The sequence below is a fragment of the Aurantimonas sp. 22II-16-19i genome, from assembly GCF_002088275.1.
Classification (GTDB): Bacteria; Pseudomonadota; Alphaproteobacteria; order Rhizobiales; family Rhizobiaceae; genus Jiella.
In genome coordinates this window covers 32,257-49,875 of record NZ_AQQS01000005.1, presented here as the reverse complement: position 1 = coordinate 49,875, position 17,619 = coordinate 32,257, and the positions used below count along the sequence as shown (strand labels likewise).

Genomic DNA, 17,619 nt, shown 5'->3' with positions numbered 1-17,619 from the left:
GACACTGGAGCGCCCATCCCGCGTCCCACAGAACGCCAGGGCGCCCCGGGATCACCGACCCCGGCGACGCTTGTGGCCGAGACCCATCTGCTTGGCCAGGCGCGACCGCGCCGCCGCGTAGTTCGGTGCGACCATCGGATAGTCCGGCGCCAGATCCCACTTCTCGCGGTACTCTTCCGGCGTCAGGCTGTAGTGCGTCATCAAGTGCCGCTTCAGCGACTTGAACTTCTTGCCGTCCTCGAGGCAGATGATGAAATCATCGGTCACGGACTTCTTCACCGGAACGGCCGGCTTCGGCTTCTCGGCCTGCGGAGCCGCCGCCACGGTCGTCGTCCGGCCGAGTGCTCCGTAGACGTCGGAGATCAGGCCGGGAAGCTCGGAAACGGGAAGGGAGTTGTTGCTCACATAGGCAGCGACGACCTCGGCCGTAAGCTCCATGAGCATCTCATTGTTGTCGATGGACTCGATCTGATCCAATTTATCACCCGATCTTTTTGATATGAGGCAGTGTCACAAGCTGTCTGGCCCCGTCTGCCTGAAAGCACTGCCGACCTTCCGCGAACGCTCTGGAGCACGAGAACCGTCGCTGTGCCTTGCCACCTGTATTTATGTGGTTTTACTTGCTGTCAATAGGACCTTTCTGATTTTTTAGATTTTTCCCCTTAACAAGCGCCGAAATGAGCGTTCAGCGCCAAGCAAAATTCCGGAGGAGCTTGTCGTTCCGCGCCAACTACGCGACGTCCTCACGACATCATGTTCGCTGAGCTGTCACAACCGTTAGATGATTTCTACCGGAAGAGGCGAAGATGTCTGGCTTTCGGAGCGTGCTGAAATGATTGCTGCGTGAATGTACCTTGCGCGTCGACTGCGAGAGAATTGCGCCGGGCTGAAACGCGATCAATGGCACTGCCGGGAAGAACAGGGAGAGCGTCAACTGCTGCAGAGGGAGCGATGGATCGCCGATTCGGTGATCGTCGATGCGTGAGGCCAGCGATAGAATTGCCGCAACACCGCCTGACCTTGCGCGGACCAGGCGTAGCGACATCGATCTTGCGATTCTCCGGTTTGCGGACGGGCCTGGCCCGGAGAAGCCCGGTCGCACCGCAGGGCCCCGAGCCGGTCCACGGGGCGGATCGGCGCCAGGAGTCTGGCCCACGGCGCATGATGGACCCTCCAATCGGTCAGACCGGATCGTGAGACGCTCGCGCATCAATCGCGCGGCCTTCCCAGGCCAGGCACTCCGAGGGAGCGCTTCGCGCGTCGTGTGATGCGCCGTGCCCGCGCGGATTTGCCGCGGGCTTGCGACATCGGCCGGAGATCGACGACGCCGCTCTCACGGCGGATCCTGCGACAAGATATGAACCGGTCGAACGCCGGGCGATGGCACGCCGCGAAGGCTCGGGAGGCATGAGATCGGCCTCTGCCGGCTCGTCCGCGCGCTTCCCGTCTTAGTTAAACGTCACCCTGGGTCTTGCCGTTAAACGGCTGCCACTGTCCCCTGCCCTGGCATGGGTGACGTGCGAAACGCCGAACAGTGGCGGGCGAGACGGACACGGGTTTCGTGCCGCGAGCGTTCCTGGAGCGGGATGAGATCGGCTTCGATCGACCTCCCGCTCCATCTGATTGTTGCCGCATGATCTTTCCCGAAACCGGCTCCCACTTTTCGGGATCATGGTCCAGATGGCGGCATCCGCTGTCATGCCGGTCGCGTCACTGCTGCAGGACGGTCTTATGCGCGAGGCCGATGGCCTGCCATTCCTGCCCGCCCGGAGCCGCCATGCCCCGGGATCTGTGCTGGGCTGGGTCGGACGAAGCCCTGTTGCCGTCCGGGTCTCGGTCCGGATCAGGGGCACGCCGTCGGTCGCAAGAGCCGCGGGCTTCGCGGCCCGCGGCGGCGCCCGTCAGTCCGCCACACGCACGCCGGTGAGGGTGAAGCCCTTGGCGAGAAGCGCCTCGGCGAGATCTCCGCCGGGACGGCTCGCGCCATCGTCAGAGGCGGTGCGCGGCGCCGGAACCAGCGATGCGAAGGCAATGCGCGACGAGATGGAGACCTGGCTCCCATCCCGCTGCGACCCGGCGGTCGAGCGCGCCTGGCGCACGACACGGCCGCCCTTGCCGGCGATGATCTCCGCCTCGATGGTCTCGTCGCCGGAGGCTGACTTCGCCACGGCGTCGATCGGTGCCCGCTGCGGGCGAGCAGGCTCGCGGAAGGATGCCGTGATGAGGCCACGGTCGGGTGCGGGCTCGCGCTCGGCCTCGGCGACGGCCGGACGCTTCTGCGGCAGGATGGCGGCGATCTCCTGGCGCTTGCCGGCAGCCACCGCGCCGAGCGCCTCGACGGCCTCGCGGGAGCTCTCCGCCTTGCCGCCGCTGCTGAGGAGGGCGACGATGTTCGGCCGGTCCGTCGGCGTCGGCACGGAATAGGCGAGCTGGCCGCTGGCGAGCTGCGGCTCGGACGTGTCGTCCTGAAGCGCTGCGATCAGCGCACCGACCTCTGTCGAGTTCTGCTCCGGGGCGGACGAAACGCGGGCGGCGAAGGTCGGCACCGGCACACGGGAGACGTCGAGCGCGGCGATCTCGGTCGCTGCGGGAGCGGCAGGGGCTCCCGCCGCGGCCGGCGAACTGGTGTCGAAGCTGTCGGCAACCGGGACGGCGACGCCGTTCGGCAGGTCGCGGGACGGACGGCGCTGCGGCACGACCGCGGCGACCTGCACTTCTTCGCGTGCCGGGGCCGGGGCGGCACGGGCGGGCGCCTGAGCCGGTGCCGCGGCGTCCGCCTCGTCCTCGGCAGCCTCGGACGCATCGCCGCCCCCGAAGAGCATCGCGATCAGCGACTTGCCGCCGCCGGAAGACGAGGACCGCGCATTGGCGACCTGGATGTCGGACTGGCCCCGGCGCGACTTGTAGGATGCGAGCGCCTGCTGGTAGCCCGGCAGCGGCTTGCCGTCGGACGGAACATGCACCGTCCCGCCATTCGGGAAGACGGCGAGCAGGTCGCGCCGGTTCATCCGCGGCCAGTGGCGAGCGTTGCCGATGTCGAAGTGAACGAAGGGCGAGCCGGAACGCGGGTAATAGCCGACGCCGCCGACCTGCATCTTCAGGCCGATGTCGCGCATCTTCTTCAGCGGCACGTCGGGAATGTAGAAGTCGAGCGCCCGGCCGAGCGTGTGCTGGCTCTGCTTGGCGACGCCCGACGAGCGCGAGCGCAGCATGGCGTTGGTGGCCGGCGAGCGATAGCCGCAGATGACGTTGATGTAGCCGTTGGAGCCGGACTGCCGGTAGGCCTCCCAGACCAGATCGAGGAGCCGCGGATCCATCGTCGTCGCCTTGGCCTTGCGCCAGTCGCGCATGAACCAGTTGATCTTCTTCAGCTCGGAGGAGTTGTAGCGTCCGTTGACCTTGTAGGAAAACGCCGCCTTCTCCTTGGTGTGGAGATTGTAGAACCTGAGGGTCCGCGTCTCAGCCTGAGACTCGCTGGTGAAGGCGCCGGCCAGAAGTGCGGCGACGGCCAATGCAGCGATACGCGAGGCGAAACGCCCAGCGCCGACAGTTCGTCCGAACATGCGGCATCCCCCTAAGAATGTGTCCCACGCCACCTGTCCCCCGGCAGCGCCCGTTCCAGGAACGGCTCTTACTCTTTGTTTGAACTTGCCTAAAACTGCGGCATGAAAATGACAGCAGGCAAGTTTTCATCGGCGATCATGCCGAAAATTCGTTAATGCGGCATTAAGGATACGGATCTGGCTTGCGCTAATCCGTTGATTCGCACAAGAAATCTTTGTCGGTTGCTTCGCGCGCCTTTCTTTCGCCGCCTAAGCAACACGCGACGCGAGCATTCGGTCGTCCCCGCAAGCACGCCAATCGAATGCCGACGCGGGAGCGGCGCATCACCCGGGGAAGTCGATGCGCTCGCGAAGATAGGCTTCCATGCCGCCCAGCGATCGCTCGCCCGCCTTGGAGGGAAACGCCTCGAAGACGTGGACACCGCCATTGGTCAGGTGCAGCTCCGCCGCATTGCCCGCAGCCACCCACCGCGCCGCCATGAACAGCGTGTCGTCGACGAGGAGATCCCTGGTGCCGCAGCTGAACCGGGCCGGCGGCAGGCCCGCGAGGTCGGCATGGAGCGGCGAGACGCGCGGGTCCTTGAGCGAATACTTGTCCGGCACGAAGCGCAGCACGAACTCCTTGACGTCGTCGGCGCCGAGGACGAGACGCTCCTCGCCACCCGCCCGCACGCTGGGCGTCAGGGAGAGGTCGTAGCAGCCGGCGACCAGAAGAGCGGCGCCGAACGGCCGCAGCCGGTATTCGTCGCGCAGCCGCACAAGGGTGAGGACGGCGAGATGGGCGCCCGCCGATTCGCCGCCGATCGAAAGAAAGCCGCGCGGCGCCGGCAGGTGGCCGTTGGCCAGCGCCACCGCCACGTCGAGGCAGTCGTCCGGGGCTGCGGGAAAGGGATGTTCCGGCGCAAGGCGGTAATCGACCGAGACCGTCGTAAGCCCGGTCGCGTCGGCGAGCCGGCGCAGGCGCGGATCGGATTCCTCGGGGCTGCCATACACCCAGCCGCCGCCGTGAATATGCAGGAAGCTGCCGCGGGTCGCGCCGTCGGAGGGGCGGATGATGCGGACGGGAATTTCCCGGCCCGCCGAGCCGATGTGGATGTGCGTCTCGGCCTTCTTGTCGAGCGGGGCGTAGGGGAAGATGCCCTTGCCCTCCTTGCGGGCCCGACGGACCTTGTCGATCGGCAGGGACCAGGGATCGGGGCGCTGCCGGTGCTCCTTGCGCAGCCACTCGATCTGGGCGACGAGCTCGGGATCGATGGCCCCGGCGTCGAAGGCTTCCGGGTCGATCTCCAGTCGCGGCTTTGCCATTCTCGTCATCCTGTCGGTGGGTTGCGTTCGCCGATGAAAGCTAGGCGAATGCGCGCGGCGTGGTAGGGCCGGCAGGCGATCCTCGCCCTTCGGCGCCATCGGCAGGGACGCCCGCGCGAACTCAGCCCTTGTCCGCGGCCGCCCGCCAGGCGGTGATCGCCTCCAGCGTCGCGGGACCGAACACCCCGTCGCTCCTGCCACGATAGAAACCGGCGCCGCGCAGATAGTCCTGGATCGCCTGGCGGACCGGCGGCTCGAAGATCTGGCCGCTCCCCGTGACGATCAGTTCCTCCGCGTCCGCATAGCCGCGGGCAAGGCCCTTCATCATGTTCTCGGCCGCCGAGACGACACTGGCGCCCGGTTCGCCGACGCCGAAGGCGTCCATGAAGCCGACATAGAAGTGGCCGCCCGGAACGTCCTGCTCCGCCGCCTGGCGGTAGTACTCGTAGGCCTTGGGATAGTTCTCGGGCACGCCCTGGCCGCTATATTCCATCTTGCCCAGTTCGACGAACGCTTCCGGCACGCCGAAGGCCGCCGCTTCCCCAAACAGCTGGTAGGCGCCGGGATAGTCCTGCGCCACATAAGTGCCGTTCACCTTCTCGATGCCGATGAAGTATTTCGCAAAGCCATTGCCGGCGGCCGCCGATTTCTGGAGGAGTTCGACCGCCTTTTCCGGGCTCTCCTCGACGCCGCGACCGTCGTAATAGGCGAGAGCCAACTCGTATTGGGCGACCGCCTGGCCGGCGTCCGCCGCCTCGCCGTAGAGCCGCGCCGCCTCGTCCGCGCGTCCCGCCGCCTGGTAGGCCCGGCCGAGCTGGAAGGTGATCCGCGCGTCCCCCGGGGCCAGGCGATGAGCGGCCTCGCAGGCCGGAACCGCCTTGTCGACGTCGATGTCGCCCGGGACCTTCACCCCCGGGATCTCGGCGGGCTTGGTCAGATCGTCGGAATCGGCAGCGAGACGATCGCATTCGGCGAGAACGCTCGCCGTCGCCGTTCGCTCGCCGGGCGCCTCGGGCGGGGTCAGCCCGGGGGCGAGCGCCTCGCCATCCGCCGACGGCACCAGCGGCAGGGGGTCCACCGGCGTGAGGGCCGGGTCGGGAATGGGCGCCGGCGCAGGATCGGCCGCGGCGGCTGGAGGCGCAGGCGGAGCGGGAGCCACGGGCGGGGCGGCATCGGCCGGCACCGCCGGCATCAGCGGCACCGCAGGCCCGCCATTGACCGACAGGCTCGGCGACAGCATTGCCAGTTCATTGACCGGATCGGCGGCGGCGGCGATCTGGAACGTCGTGCCGACGATCGGCAGGGGCTCCTGCGGCTTTACCGACAGGCGCAGCGAGCGGGGATCGTCGAGGAAGGCGCGCAGCGCGTTGGCGACGGTCTCGGCCAACGCCGCGTTGCCGGTCGCACTGGCGATCGCGTCGCGGGCCGCCGACGGGATCGCCGCGCGAAACAGCGGGGCGTCGATGTTCTGCTGCCGCGCGGCGATGGCCAGCACCTTGTCGACCAGCGAGGTGTTGGCGAAGTTGAGTTCGGCTTCGTCGAAGCTGGCCTGGACGCCGACCAGCGCCGCCGGGTTCTTCGCCGCCAGCACCATGCGCACGTCCGCCGGCGTGAACTCGGCGAGCGCGACCGAAAGCGTCAGGCTGGCTTCCTTGCCGACTTCCAGGACCTCGGTCAGCTTCAGGTCCCGCTTGGCGGTGTCGCGCTGCATCAGGGTGGTGAAGGTGAAGTCGAAGAAGTCCGGGCCGAGTTCCTGAAAGTCGGCAACGCGGCTCTCGGTCAGTCTGGCGAACTGCTCCGGCGTGAAGGCGAGGTTCTTGACGCTGAAGGTCGCCGATTGCGGCAGGCCGTCCGAGACGCCGTTGGTCGTCAGCTGGATCGCGGCGATCTTGAGGATCTCGCCTGTCGGGTCGAAGCCGATCACCGAGCGGATGTCGATCCCCCGCAGGTCGACCGGACCGAGGCTGTCGCTGGCCGGCGTCGCGCCCACGGCGGCGAGCCGCGGGTCGAGGATCGAGATCGAGGCGATGGTCGCCACCCGGTCGTTCGGACCGTTCTCTTCCGTCGCCCGGATGCTCGTCTTGGTCATGAAGATCGAGCTTGCGGTGAACGTCCCGTCGGCCTCGATCGCCGGCTTCAGGACCACCACCGAGGGGGCGACGAAGCCGCTCCAGTTCGGCTGGCCGTCGTCCTTCGTCAGGCGCAGATTGGTGATGAACAGGTCGCCGCTGTCGAGGACGGCGGAATCGTAGCGGACCCTCGGGCCGCTCGTGCTCGACCCGCCCTGCAGGGCGTTCAGCCGGTCGACCAGCGTATCGGCGAGCAGCGTCGCCGCGTCGGTCGGCGCTCCCGCCGCATCGTCCGGCGCCCCGGGCGCCGCGACGTCGCCGGCGGCGGCCGAGCCGGCGGCAGGCGGCGCGGGAACCGCCGGAGCGGCGATGTCCGGATCGGGGATCGCAACCGGCTCGGGGGCCGTCTCTCCGCCGCCCGCAGCGTCCGAAAACGGATCGTCCGCAAGTCCCGGTGCGGGCGAAGGCGCATCGGCGACGCCGCCCTCCCCGGCGGGCGGGGCGGCGGGTGCAGGCCCGTCCGCGGCCTCGTCCATCGCGTCATCCGCCGGGGCGGCCGAGCCGGCCGCGGCATCGGATGGCGCCGGCCGGGGCGTCTCGGCGGCTCCGGAAGCAGCGGCGGCCCCGCTGTCCTTCGCCTCGACCTGCCCCTTCAGGATGGTGGCAAAACTGGCATAGGGACAGGCGCCGAAGGCATCGATATGGGCCTGATAGGCCTCCGGCGTCCCGATCTGCCGGGCGATCTCGAAATGGTCCTTCGCCTCGCGGCAGTCGCTCGCCGCCTGGGCGATCAACTGTTCGGCATGGGCCGGCGCGGCGACGAGAAGGGCTGCGCCGGCCAGAAGCGCGAGGCGGCGGGAGCGGTGCGTCATGGTCATCGGTCGAGGCTCGCAAGACTGTGGATGATTGGCCCCTGCCCGCCGCCGCGGATGCTGCGCCGGATGGGCGCAGCCCGTGGCAACGGGTAGACTTGCGTCGCCGCTGCCCGACACGAATTTCGGGGAGCGTCGAGGCGGCCGCGAAAGCAGACACGGCGAATGTGACGTCGAAGGCGCTTCTTCCGTCGCCGACCAAGGCGCCCGAACCCCACGAGCCTTTCACGCACCGCCAGTCCTCTCGGACGGCGCGGCTGCGGCTCGCCACGGATGGCACCGCCGACGGTGATACCCCGGCGGCGTTGCAGCGACAAGAACTTTCCGTAAGGTCATGAAAAGCCGCCGGGGCGATGCGCGCCCACGGCACCGGCGGACCGCCGCGCGGCTTTCTACCGGTTACCGCCTGCGCAACGGCCGCACGACGGCGCAGGCGCCGCGCCACCCGGAGCCGCGCGGCGCCCCCGCGTCAGTCGACGATGATGTGCGGCACGAACCGCGACAGGTTGCGGGTGATCGGCGAGCGATCCTCGCGCATGCCGAGGCCGCAGGCCCGGTCCCCGACCACCCAGGAGCCGAGGACGGCATAGGCGCCGTCGGTCTCGAACAACCGGGTCAGGCCCTGCACCACATACCCCTCTTCCCCGTAGGATCCTTCGGTGACCTCGACGCTGGCGCCGTCCCGGATGAGCTCGACATTCTCGCCCTCGCGCGAGAACAGCGGCTTGCGCACGGCATCGGCCAGCGACCCGGCCTGCGGATCCCCGTCGAAGAAGGACGGCAGGAGGTTGGGATGCCCGGCGTGGCGCTCCCACAGCAGCGGCAGGATGCCCTTGTTCGACAGGAGGGTCTTCCAGACCGGCTCGACGATCGTCGCGCCGGCGCTGGAGAGGTGCTTGGCGAAGGGTTCGCGCAGCATGTCCTCCCAGGGGTAGAGCTTGAACAGGAGGTCGATCACCCGATCCTCGGTGTCGGTGAAGCGACCCTGATGGTCCACCCCGATGTCGCGGATGTCGAGGAGGCTGGTGCGGTGGCCGGCCTGGACGGCGCAGTCCATCAGATAGGCGGCGGTGCCGCGGTCCTCGTCGCTTTCGGTCCAGGCGGCGAAGTGGAAGATCGGATCCCTGGAGAACGCCCCGAAGGCCTCGACGAGGCTCTCCTGGATCGAATTGTACTGGTCGGCATCCTCGGGCAGCGCGCCGCGCCCGACGTTGTCGGTCAGCCAGTTGTACTGGAAGAAGGCCGCCTCGAAGATCGAGGTCGGCGTGTCGGCGTTGTATTCGAGAAGCTTGGCCGGGCCGGTGCCGTCATAGGCGAGGTCGAAGCGGCCGTAGAGATGCTTGTCGCCGCGCTGCCAGGACGCGGCGACGAGATCGCGCATGTCCTCCGGGACCTGCAACCGCTCCATCGCCTGCTGGTCGCGCACCACGTCGCCGACGAGATCCATGCACATGTCATGGAGTTCCTGCGACGGCGCCTCGATGGCTTCCTCGATCTCGGCCAGCGAAAACGCGTAGGCCGCGCCGTCGACCCAGTAAGGCTCGCCATACATCTCGTGGAAGCCGAAGCCGACGCTTTCGGCCATCTCGCGCCAGTTCTCCCGCTCGGGAATCGCGATGCGCTTCACCGGAACCGCCCTTTCGAGACAGCCGGGCCCGCCCGGCTTGCGGGCGCCCCGCCAAAGCCGGGGCTCGCCCCCTCACCCACCGAAGAAGCCGCCGCGCGACGAGGAGCGGCCACCGAAGCCGTAGCGCGAGGCCGTCGTCGTATTGACGTTGACCGGCCGGCTGGTGCGCTGGCCGTTGCTGATCGTCGAGGTCAGCGTGTCGCCGGAGCGGTTGCGGTAGATCGGCGTCGAGGAATAGCCGGACGAGTAGCGATAGTCGCGATAGGCGCCGTAGCCCGACAGGTTCGACAGCGCCGAGGAGATCAGGTAGCCGGTCATGAACGGCACGAAGAAGCCGGTGCCCGAGCCGCTGGTCTGCCCGGCCGAATTCTGCGTGCCGGGGTCGCCGGCCTGGAAGCACTTGCCTTCGCCGATCGCCGCCTCGCATTCCTGCAGGTTGGAATAGTGAGGCGCCTCGGCGAGGTGCTTCTGCAGCGCCTGCTGATACTCGGCCTCGCAGATCTGCGCGTCGACGCCGGCATCGGCGCATTGCTGCGGCGTCGAGAAGGCGACGTCCTGGGGCGCATCGTCGCCGCAGCCATAGAGGACCATGCCCGTGGCGGCGATGGTTCCGAGCGTCAGGATCGGCGGTGTCCTGCGGGTGAACCGTCTCTTCATCCTTGCCTCCTCAGTAGGTCATGCAGGCTGCGTTGAGGATGCCGACGGCGAACGCGATGCCGCCGGCCCAGAGCCCCGCGGCGATCTCGCCGTCGGTGATCCGCTGGTGCAGGCCGGTCATCGTGCGCGAGGCGAGGAAGAAGGCGAAGAGCTGGGCGAGCAGCCCGATGATCGACCAGATGATGAAGTCGACGATGCTCACCGAATTCGCGGCAGCAGACGACAGCGGCAGCGAGAAGCCGAGAATCGCGCCGAGGAAGGCGACGACGGCGGCGGTGTTGCCGCTGCGGATCAGCTGGATCTCCTTTTGCGGGGTCAACGTCGTGTAGACCCAGGAGAACAGCGCATAGAGCGCCAGGCCGAGGACGAAATAGACGAGAAAGGCCGGCAGGCCCGCAGCGTAACCAAACATTCAGATCCCTCTCTTTGCGCGGCAGGCGCATCGCGAACCGTCAGATCGCCGCCGTCTCCGCCGCGCCATGGTTCGGCGCCCGGACGAAGGCGGCAGCGGCAAATCCCTTAGACCCGTCGCACATCTCCCGGCGACAGGCCATAGCCGAGCAGGAATGCGACCGATCCGCCCTCGCGGCTGGCCCGCTCGGCAATGTCGCGCTCGATGTTGATGAGCAGCATCTCCTGGGTGCGCCCCAGCGGGCGCGCATAGAGCATGCAGGTCTGGTGGATCGAGCGCAGCCGCTCCCCGTCGTCGATCTCCTCGACGAATTCGACGAGTTCGGCCCGCCCCGCCCCTTCGCCCCAATAGCGCTGGAAGACGATGCCGTCGGCATCGTAGCTCGGCTGGCCGATCAGCCCGGCGGGCCCCGCCCAGCGGTTCCACTCGGAGCGGTCCGCCGGCACGACGCTGTCCCAGGCGGAATAGAGGCTGATGTCCTTTATGGCGTCGCCCGGCTTGCCGGTGCTCGAGAGCGCCTGCAGCAGCCGGTCGTCCTCGTCGTAGTAGCGCGACAGGATCGTCTCGCCGTCGAGGCGCGCCTCGCCATAGGCGACGACGATGAAGTTGCCGCCCGCCGGCAGCGCCATGCCGGGATTGGTGCCGGCCGCGTCGGCCTCGAGGGCCAGCGTGTCGATCTCGATCGCGCCACCGAGGGCGATGCCGAGCGGTCCGCGCTCCTTCGGAAGATTGTCGGCCTTGTCCTTGCCGCCGAACAGCGAGAAGATCATGCGCTTTCCTTTGCGAAGGCGTCCCAGGCGATGCTCCCGGGATCGAGCCTCTGGTCGGCGATGTAGTAGAGCACGTCGCCGGATTGGATCTCGACCGTTTCCTTGCAGTTGAGATCGACATTTCCATGACGATTCCTGCCGACGAGGGTGACGGCATGGCGGCGGCGCATGAGGCGAAGCGCCACATCGTAGGGAAAGGTCGCAGTGCCCTCCGGCACCCGGACCGAGAAGGCGGTGTCCTCCTTGCCGGCCGACAGCAGGAGATTGGCGACGACCGAGGTGCCCGGATCGCGGGCGGCGCGGACCATCAGCTCGGAGGAGAGCGAGGTCACGGATTCGATGCGCGAGTTCTGCAGGCGCAGGATGTCGGCGGTGGATTCGAAGTCGAAATAGGCGACGACATGGGCACCCTTGCACTTGGCGGAGGCGACGAGGGCGGCCGCCAGCGTCTCGTCGTCGCTGGCCCCGCGCACGATGATCGAGCGGGCATTGACCGCGCCCGCCCGTTCGAGACCGTGGGGATCGGCGAGCCGGTCCACCCGGACGTAGTCGACCTTGTCGGGGGCGGGGTTCTGTTCGAGATCCTTGGCGATCAGCACCGTCACCGCTTCGCCTTCCCGGCGCTCGCGATGGATCAGCCCGATGAGCCGCCGCGTCGTCGCTTCCTGCCAGCCGATGACGACGTCGTGATCGGTGCGTTCGCTGAAATTTCCAAGACCCTTCATCCGCCCCCTCCAGGTGTTGCTCACCGCCGCGAGCAGCTTGCCGAGCACGGCGGTGAAGATGGCGATCGCGCCCGGCAGGACGAAGAAGGCCGCGACCAATCGTCCGGGGCCGGTCTGCGGCGACAGGTCACCGTAACCGACGGTCGTCGCGGTGACGATGTAGTAGTAGACGAAATCGACCGGCCGCGAGACGAAGTCGCTCTCCCCGGCCGCTACGAGCAGCAGCCAACTGACCGCCAGATGGGCGAAGGACAGCGCTGCGATCGCGCCCCAGGTGAGTTCGGCGAGCGCAACGTAGAAGCGACGAAGATATTGCGAAAACAACGGCACGCGGGATCCGGTTCAAACGGTTTGCGAGGATATGCGACCGAATCTTCCGATAGGTCAATATCGGCGACGAGGGGGCGGAAATCGTTTTGGACAGCGCTACATCGGTGATGTAGAACGGCATCCCAAACCTTGGCAACCGAGGGATACCCAGTGAAAAAGTGGAATCTTGCCAGCCTGACCGAGCTTTTCGCGTCCGACCCGGAGGCGCTCGGCGACGTCGACGTGACCGTCGTGGAGACCGGCGACGTGATCCGCGTGACACTGAAGGAGAAGGGTGATCTCGACGTGCTGGTGGCCGCCGGCGGCGATCAGGTCCTGGCCAGCGTCATGTTGGCACCGGCCGATACGATCCCGCGCCGCGAGGCCTTCGAGCGCATGGTCCTGTCGACCCACAAGCTCCTGCCGCTCTCGACGTTCGGCATCGTGACCATCGACGGCAAGGAGTATTACGAGCTGTTCGGTTCGCTGTCGGCCAACTCCACCGCCGAATCCATGGTGGAGGAAGTGGCCGTCCTTGCGACCAATGCGGTCGATGCCGCCAACATGATCGAGGAATGGAAGAACGGGGAATTCGACGCATGAGTGTCTGGAACAAGCTGTTCAGCGCCGTCAAGGGCGGCGTCAACGAGGCGGCGGAGTCGGTCGCCGACACGCAAGCGCTGCGGATCCTCGACCAGGAGATCCGCGACGCCGAGAACGCGCTCCGGCGCGCCCGGTCGGATCTCGCCGGCATCATGGCCTCGAACAAGTCGCTGCAGCGGCGCGTCGCCGAGGCGCGCGACAAGGAGCGCAAGGACACCGAGAGCGCCAGGGCCGCGCTGCAGGCGGGCCGCGAGGATCTCGCCCGCGGCCTTGCCGACCGCATCTCCAAGACGCGGACCGAGGCGAGCCGCGACGAGGCCGAGCTCGAGCGCCTGAACCAGCGCCAGCAGCAGATGATCAAGGCGGTCCAGGACACCGAGCAGCGCATCCAGCAGATGCGCCGCGAGGTCGAGAACGTGAAGGCCAACGAATCGCTGATCAAGGCGCAGTCGGCCATCGCCACCACCCAGTCGGGCGTCAACTCCAAGCTCGGCAACGCGATGGATTCGCTGGAGCGCATCCGCAAGAAGCAGGAGATGACGCAAGGGCGGCTCGAGGCGGGCGAGGAGCTCGCGGCGCTGGAATCGGGCTCCGATCTCGATCGCCAGCTGCTGGCGGCCGGCATCGGCGGCCAGACCCAGTCGGCCGACGACGTCCTCGCCCAGATCATGGGCACGAGTTCCACGCCTTCGATCGCCGGGCCGAAGGATCAGGCCGCCCTCGAGCGGCCGAAGGACTCCTGACCCCGCCACAATGAACCACCGCCGGCGCCTGCGGGCGCCGCCACACGGAACCACGGCCGGCGCCTGCGGGCGCCGCCACGCATGTTTCGAGCCCCGGCCATCGTGCCGGGGCGTCGTTTTTCCGGTTGCCCCTCCTTGCCCCGCTTCTCCCCGCTTCTCGCCGGCATCCTGTTCACGCTGGCCGCCGGCTGCACCTTCGCCGTCCAGGATTCCATCGGCAAGTATCTGACCAGCCTCGTGCCGCTGATCCAGGTGCTGTGGGGACGCTACGTCTTCCAGACACTGATCATGGGGACCGTGCTGTCGGCGACGCGCGGCACCGCCTTCCTGAAGACGACCCATCCGGTGCTGCAGATCCTGCGCGGCCTGTGCCTGCTCGCGGCGACCTCGCTGATGTATGCCGCGCTCACCCATGTGCCGCTCGCCGACGCGACGGCGGTGATCTTCTTCGCCCCGATCCTGGTGACGGTCCTGTCGGTGGTGTTCCTGAAGGAGACGATCGGCATCCACCGCATCGGCGCGATCCTGGCGGGTTTCGTCGGCATGCTGGTGATCCTGAGACCCGGCCTCGACTCGATCGAGCCGGCGCTGTTCCTCGTGGTGATCGCGGCAGTCTTCAACGCCTGCTACTTCCTGCTGACCCGGCGGCTTTCCGGCCGCGAGGATTCGGCGTCGACGATGTTCAACACCTCGGCGCCGGGAGCCATCCTCCTCACCCTCATCGTCATCCCGCTCTGGCAGACCCCCGACACCGAGGCCCTGGCGCTGATGGTCGCGATCGGCTGCACCGGCTCGCTGGCGCATTTCTTCCTGGTGCGCGGGTTTTCCCACGCGCCGGCGTCGCTGCTGTCGCCCTTCCTCTACATCCAGGTGCTCGCGGCGAGCGTCCTGACGGTCGTCGTCTTCGGCGATCCCCTGCGCATCACGACGGCGGTCGGAGCCGCGATCCTGGTCGCGAGCGGTCTCTACATCTGGTGGCGCGAGAACCGCTGAGGCGGCGCGGAGCGACCGGGCGGCGTTGAGACATGAAGAGCGATTGCGCCCGGCCTTTCGCCCGGCTACGCCTCGTGACGAACAGCCGGCCGCCGCAAGTCCATCAAGGCCGGCTCCCGACCATCGAGGCGATGCCATGACCTATGCCTTCCCACCCGCCTGGATCCCGAGCCTGCCGATCAGGGGGGCGAGCGAGGAATTCCCGGTCCGCCGGGTCTATTGCGTCGGGCGGAACTACGCAGAGCACGCCGTCGAGATGGGCCACGACCCCGACAAGGAGCCGCCGTTCTTCTTCCAGAAGAACCCCGACAACCTCGTCCTCGGCGCCGAATTCCCCTACCCCGGCGCGACGAAGGACGTCCATCACGAGATCGAGCTGGTCGTCGCCCTGTCTGGAGGCGGCACCGATATTGCGGTCGAAGCGGCCCTCGAGCACGCCTTCGGCTATGCCGTCGGCCTCGACATGACCCGCCGGGATCTCCAGGCCGGCGCCAAGAAGCTCGGCCGGCCATGGGAAGTCGCCAAGGCCTTCGAGAAATCCGCGCCGATCACCGAGATCGTCCCAGCCACGGCCATCGGCCACCCCGCCTCCGGCGCAATCACCTTGTCGGTCAACGGCGAGCTGCGCCAGGCCGGCGACCTGTCGCAGATGATCTGGAAGACCGCCGAGATCATCGCCCATCTCTCGGCCCTGTTCGAACTCGCGCCGGGGGACCTGATCATGACCGGGACGCCCGCCGGCGTCGGCCCGGTGGCGCGCGGCGACCGGCTGGAGGGCAGCGTCGAGGGGGTCGGGCGGTTGGCCGTCGCGGTGGTCTGAGGACGGCGAGAGCACCCCGCCCGGCGCGCCGCCCCTGAGGTCGGGGCGAGGCCGGCGACCAGAGGCGGCAGATCGGGCACCGAGCGGCGCCTGACATTCGCTGGCGCGGTGCAGCGCCGGTTCCGCCCGGCACAGCCGATGCCGGAGAGCCGGGCGCAGAGCGTGTCTTGGTCAGGCGCCCGGCTGCGGGTCGCCGCCGGTCGCGCCGAAGACCTGGCCCGTGGAGTAGCTGAAGGCCGGATCGGCGAGCGCGACATAGAGCGGCGCCAGTTCGACCGGCTGGCCGGCGCGTCCGATCGGGGTGGACGAGCCGAACTGGGGGATGTTCTCGGGCTTTTGTCCGCCGGCCACCTGCAGCGGCGTCCAGATCGGCCCCGGCGCCACGGCATTCACGCGGATGCCCCGCGAGGCGAGCTGCTTGGCCATCGTCTTGGTGAAGGACAGGATCGCCGACTTGGTCATCGAATAGTCGATCAGGATGTCCGGCGGCGACGCCGCGACCTCGCTGGAGCTGTTGATGATGGCCGCGCCCGGTTTGAGATGCGGCAGGGCCGCCTTGGTGAGCCAGAACATCGCGTAGAGATTGGTCTTCATGGTCTGGTCGAACTGCTCGTCCGACAGCTCCTCGAGCCCCGGCACCCACTGCTGATAGGCGGCATTGTTGACGAGGATGTCGAGCCCGCCGAGCTCCTCCGCCACCTTCTGCGGCAGCGAGGTGGTATAGCCCTGATCGCGCAGGTCACCCGGGAAGGCCGCGAACTTGCGCCCCTCGCGCTCGACCACCGTCTTCACGTCCTGCGCGTCCGGCTCCTCCTGCGGCAGATAGGCGATGGCGACGTCGGCGCCCTCCTTGGCGAAGGCGATCGCCGTCGCGCGGCCGATGCCGCTGTCGCCGCCGGTGATCAGCGCCCGCTTGCCCTTGAGGCGGCCGCTTCCCCGGTAGCTTTCCTCGCCGTGGTCGGGACGCGGGTCCATCTTCCCGGTCAGGCCCGGCCAGGGCTGCTCCTGGCGCGGATATGGCGGCTCCGGAAGGTCGGCCGCCTGACGGGTCATGGCTGCGTCCTGGCTGCCGGACTGCCGGTTTTGGGCAAAGGCGGGGGCCGTCGCGGAAGCGGCGCCCGCCATGGCGGCGCCGGCGACGAAGGCGCGGCGGGTTGGGTCGAACTCGGTCATCGAAGGCTCCGGTCGTTTGGGTTACGCGGTCGCCCGAGAATCGGTGCTCGATCATCGGCGACGTCACGGCGCAGGAAGCCCCCGCCGGCGCGCCCCGTTCCCCCTGCCTCTCGACGAATTAACTTCCGGGGCAAGCATCCGGTTGTCGTGCGGCGCGGCTGATGATCGCCGTCGCGCCTTCCGTGGCTCGGATCACAGATGCTTCATGCCGTGGCGGTTCAGAAGATCGATGATCAGCTCGCGCGCCTTTTCCTTGTGCTCCTCCGCCTGTTGGCGCGCCGAGGCGGCATCGCCCCGCCGCAGGGCGGCGATGAGCGCCTGGTGCTCGTGGATCGACTGCAGGGGCTTCGGCCTCAGGCTCAGGGTCAACCGGCGCGCGCGGTAGGACTGGTCGATGTTCACCTTGGCGATCCGCGCGAGGCGCCCGTTGCCGCTCGCCTCGACCAGGACTTCGTGGAACCGTCCGTCGACATCGGCCCAGCCGAGAAGATCGTCGCGGTCCAGCGCCTGCGCCAGCTCGGCGTTGAGACGTTCGAGCGAGACGCAGATCCGCTCCCGCTCCACCGGCGGCTTGCCGCCGATGAGAAACGCCGCCATGCCCTCCACGGCGATGATGACCTCGTAGACCTCCCGCATGTCGCCGGGAGACAGCGCGCGAACGACCACGCCGCGCTTGGCCCGCAGCTCGACCATGCCTTCGCTCTGCAGCCGGATGATCGCCTGGTGCACGGGGGTCCGGCTCATGCCGAGCCGATGCGCCATCTCGAGTTCGGACCCTTGAAAGCCCGGCGGGAAGATGCCGTCGCGGATCGCCTGCTTCAGCGCGTCATAGGCGGCTTCGACCAGAGGCGGCTTGCGCTCGACATTGTCGATCTCGAAGAGCGCGGCGGCGTCGGACATGAAGGGCTCCCGGTGGAGGGACAGTCTAGCGCGAGCCGCCAGGTGACGCAAACCTTGCATTCCTGGTTGCATGCATCA

The 17,619-nt window shown here is 68.1% G+C and carries 15 protein-coding genes; 4 read left to right on the top strand and 11 right to left on the bottom strand.

Annotated elements, in window-relative coordinates:
* Window positions 1–51 precede the first annotated feature (51 nt).
* From ATO4_RS06465 to ATO4_RS06425, 9 genes are all read right to left on the bottom strand, one after another.
* Window positions 52–477: a MucR family transcriptional regulator gene (locus ATO4_RS06465; RefSeq protein WP_083590617.1), complete on the bottom strand. Its 426-nt coding sequence runs from the start codon at window positions 475–477 to the stop codon at window positions 52–54.
* Between the two features lie 1,424 nt (window positions 478–1,901).
* On the bottom strand, window positions 1,902–3,563 hold the full coding sequence (locus ATO4_RS06460; RefSeq protein WP_083590616.1) for a DUF882 domain-containing protein: 1,662 nt from the start codon (window positions 3,561–3,563) through the stop codon (window positions 1,902–1,904).
* Between the two features lie 324 nt (window positions 3,564–3,887).
* Complete coding sequence (locus tag ATO4_RS06455; RefSeq protein ID WP_083590615.1) at window positions 3,888–4,868, bottom strand: alpha/beta hydrolase; 981 nt, start codon at window positions 4,866–4,868, stop codon at window positions 3,888–3,890.
* 121 nt (window positions 4,869–4,989) lie between these two features.
* Window positions 4,990–7,815 carry an SEL1-like repeat protein gene (locus ATO4_RS06450; protein WP_083590614.1) on the bottom strand — a complete coding sequence of 942 codons (2,826 nt, stop codon included), beginning with the start codon at window positions 7,813–7,815 and terminating at the stop codon, window positions 4,990–4,992.
* 463 nt (window positions 7,816–8,278) lie between these two features.
* A complete protein-coding gene (locus ATO4_RS06445; RefSeq protein ID WP_083590613.1) occupies window positions 8,279–9,436 on the bottom strand; it encodes a glutathionylspermidine synthase family protein in 1,158 nt (385 codons plus the stop codon).
* Between the two features lie 72 nt (window positions 9,437–9,508).
* Entirely contained in the window at window positions 9,509–10,093 is a 585-nt protein-coding gene (locus tag ATO4_RS06440) for a DUF1190 domain-containing protein (RefSeq protein ID WP_083590612.1), read from the bottom strand.
* A 10-nt stretch (window positions 10,094–10,103) separates the two neighbouring features.
* Window positions 10,104–10,505 carry a DUF350 domain-containing protein gene (locus ATO4_RS06435; protein WP_083590611.1) on the bottom strand — a complete coding sequence of 134 codons (402 nt, stop codon included), beginning with the start codon at window positions 10,503–10,505 and terminating at the stop codon, window positions 10,104–10,106.
* A gap of 107 nt (window positions 10,506–10,612) precedes the next feature.
* Window positions 10,613–11,275, bottom strand: a complete 663-nt coding sequence (locus ATO4_RS06430) for a DUF2491 family protein (RefSeq protein WP_139802291.1) — start codon at window positions 11,273–11,275, stop codon at window positions 10,613–10,615.
* Window positions 11,272–12,330 carry an ion channel gene (locus ATO4_RS06425; RefSeq protein WP_083590610.1) on the bottom strand — a complete coding sequence of 353 codons (1,059 nt, stop codon included), beginning with the start codon at window positions 12,328–12,330 and terminating at the stop codon, window positions 11,272–11,274. The genes ATO4_RS06430 and ATO4_RS06425 overlap by 4 nt, the downstream gene beginning before the upstream one ends.
* A gap of 150 nt (window positions 12,331–12,480) precedes the next feature.
* On the opposite strand from ATO4_RS06425, the gene ATO4_RS06420 reads away from it, so the two are divergent.
* From ATO4_RS06420 to ATO4_RS06405, 4 genes are all read left to right on the top strand, one after another.
* Window positions 12,481–12,912: a DUF2170 family protein gene (locus ATO4_RS06420; RefSeq protein WP_083590609.1), complete on the top strand. Its 432-nt coding sequence runs from the start codon at window positions 12,481–12,483 to the stop codon at window positions 12,910–12,912.
* Window positions 12,909–13,655 (top strand): PspA/IM30 family protein, encoded by a 747-nt coding sequence (locus tag ATO4_RS06415; RefSeq protein ID WP_083590608.1) that lies wholly within the window; start codon window positions 12,909–12,911, stop codon window positions 13,653–13,655. The genes ATO4_RS06420 and ATO4_RS06415 overlap by 4 nt, the downstream gene beginning before the upstream one ends.
* 135 nt (window positions 13,656–13,790) lie before the next feature.
* Window positions 13,791–14,648, top strand: a complete 858-nt coding sequence (locus tag ATO4_RS06410) for a DMT family transporter (RefSeq protein ID WP_139802290.1) — start codon at window positions 13,791–13,793, stop codon at window positions 14,646–14,648.
* A 136-nt stretch (window positions 14,649–14,784) separates the two neighbouring features.
* The gene (locus ATO4_RS06405; protein ID WP_083590606.1) at window positions 14,785–15,468 is read left to right on the top strand and encodes a fumarylacetoacetate hydrolase family protein; all 684 of its coding nucleotides are present in this window, start codon (window positions 14,785–14,787) and stop codon (window positions 15,466–15,468) included.
* A 171-nt stretch (window positions 15,469–15,639) separates the two neighbouring features.
* Here the strand turns inward: ATO4_RS06405 and ATO4_RS06400 are convergent, their stop codons facing one another.
* Both ATO4_RS06400 and ATO4_RS06395 read right to left on the bottom strand, forming a co-directional pair.
* Window positions 15,640–16,641, bottom strand: a complete 1,002-nt coding sequence (locus tag ATO4_RS06400) for an SDR family oxidoreductase (RefSeq protein WP_083590605.1) — start codon at window positions 16,639–16,641, stop codon at window positions 15,640–15,642.
* A 192-nt stretch (window positions 16,642–16,833) separates the two neighbouring features.
* Entirely contained in the window at window positions 16,834–17,541 is a 708-nt protein-coding gene (locus tag ATO4_RS06395) for a GntR family transcriptional regulator (RefSeq protein WP_083590604.1), read from the bottom strand.
* Window positions 17,542–17,619 lie beyond the last annotated feature (78 nt).

What these genes read in the sequence shown, in the direction of transcription:
- ATO4_RS06460 (WP_083590616.1), bottom strand. Translation starts at nt 3,563, where the DNA reads ATGTTCGGACGAACTGTCGGCGCTGGGCGTTTCGCCTCGCGTATCGCT.
- ATO4_RS06455 (WP_083590615.1), bottom strand. Translation starts at nt 4,868, where the DNA reads ATGGCAAAGCCGCGACTGGAGATCGACCCGGAAGCCTTCGACGCCGGG.
- ATO4_RS06450 (WP_083590614.1), bottom strand. Translation starts at nt 7,815, where the DNA reads ATGACCATGACGCACCGCTCCCGCCGCCTCGCGCTTCTGGCCGGCGCA.
- ATO4_RS06440 (WP_083590612.1), bottom strand. Translation starts at nt 10,093, where the DNA reads ATGAAGAGACGGTTCACCCGCAGGACACCGCCGATCCTGACGCTCGGA.
- ATO4_RS06435 (WP_083590611.1), bottom strand. Translation starts at nt 10,505, where the DNA reads ATGTTTGGTTACGCTGCGGGCCTGCCGGCCTTTCTCGTCTATTTCGTC.
- ATO4_RS06430 (WP_139802291.1), bottom strand. Translation starts at nt 11,275, where the DNA reads ATGATCTTCTCGCTGTTCGGCGGCAAGGACAAGGCCGACAATCTTCCG.
- ATO4_RS06415 (WP_083590608.1), top strand. Translation starts at nt 12,909, where the DNA reads ATGAGTGTCTGGAACAAGCTGTTCAGCGCCGTCAAGGGCGGCGTCAAC.
- ATO4_RS06405 (WP_083590606.1), top strand. Translation starts at nt 14,785, where the DNA reads ATGACCTATGCCTTCCCACCCGCCTGGATCCCGAGCCTGCCGATCAGG.
- ATO4_RS06400 (WP_083590605.1), bottom strand. Translation starts at nt 16,641, where the DNA reads ATGACCGAGTTCGACCCAACCCGCCGCGCCTTCGTCGCCGGCGCCGCC.
- ATO4_RS06395 (WP_083590604.1), bottom strand. Translation starts at nt 17,541, where the DNA reads ATGTCCGACGCCGCCGCGCTCTTCGAGATCGACAATGTCGAGCGCAAG.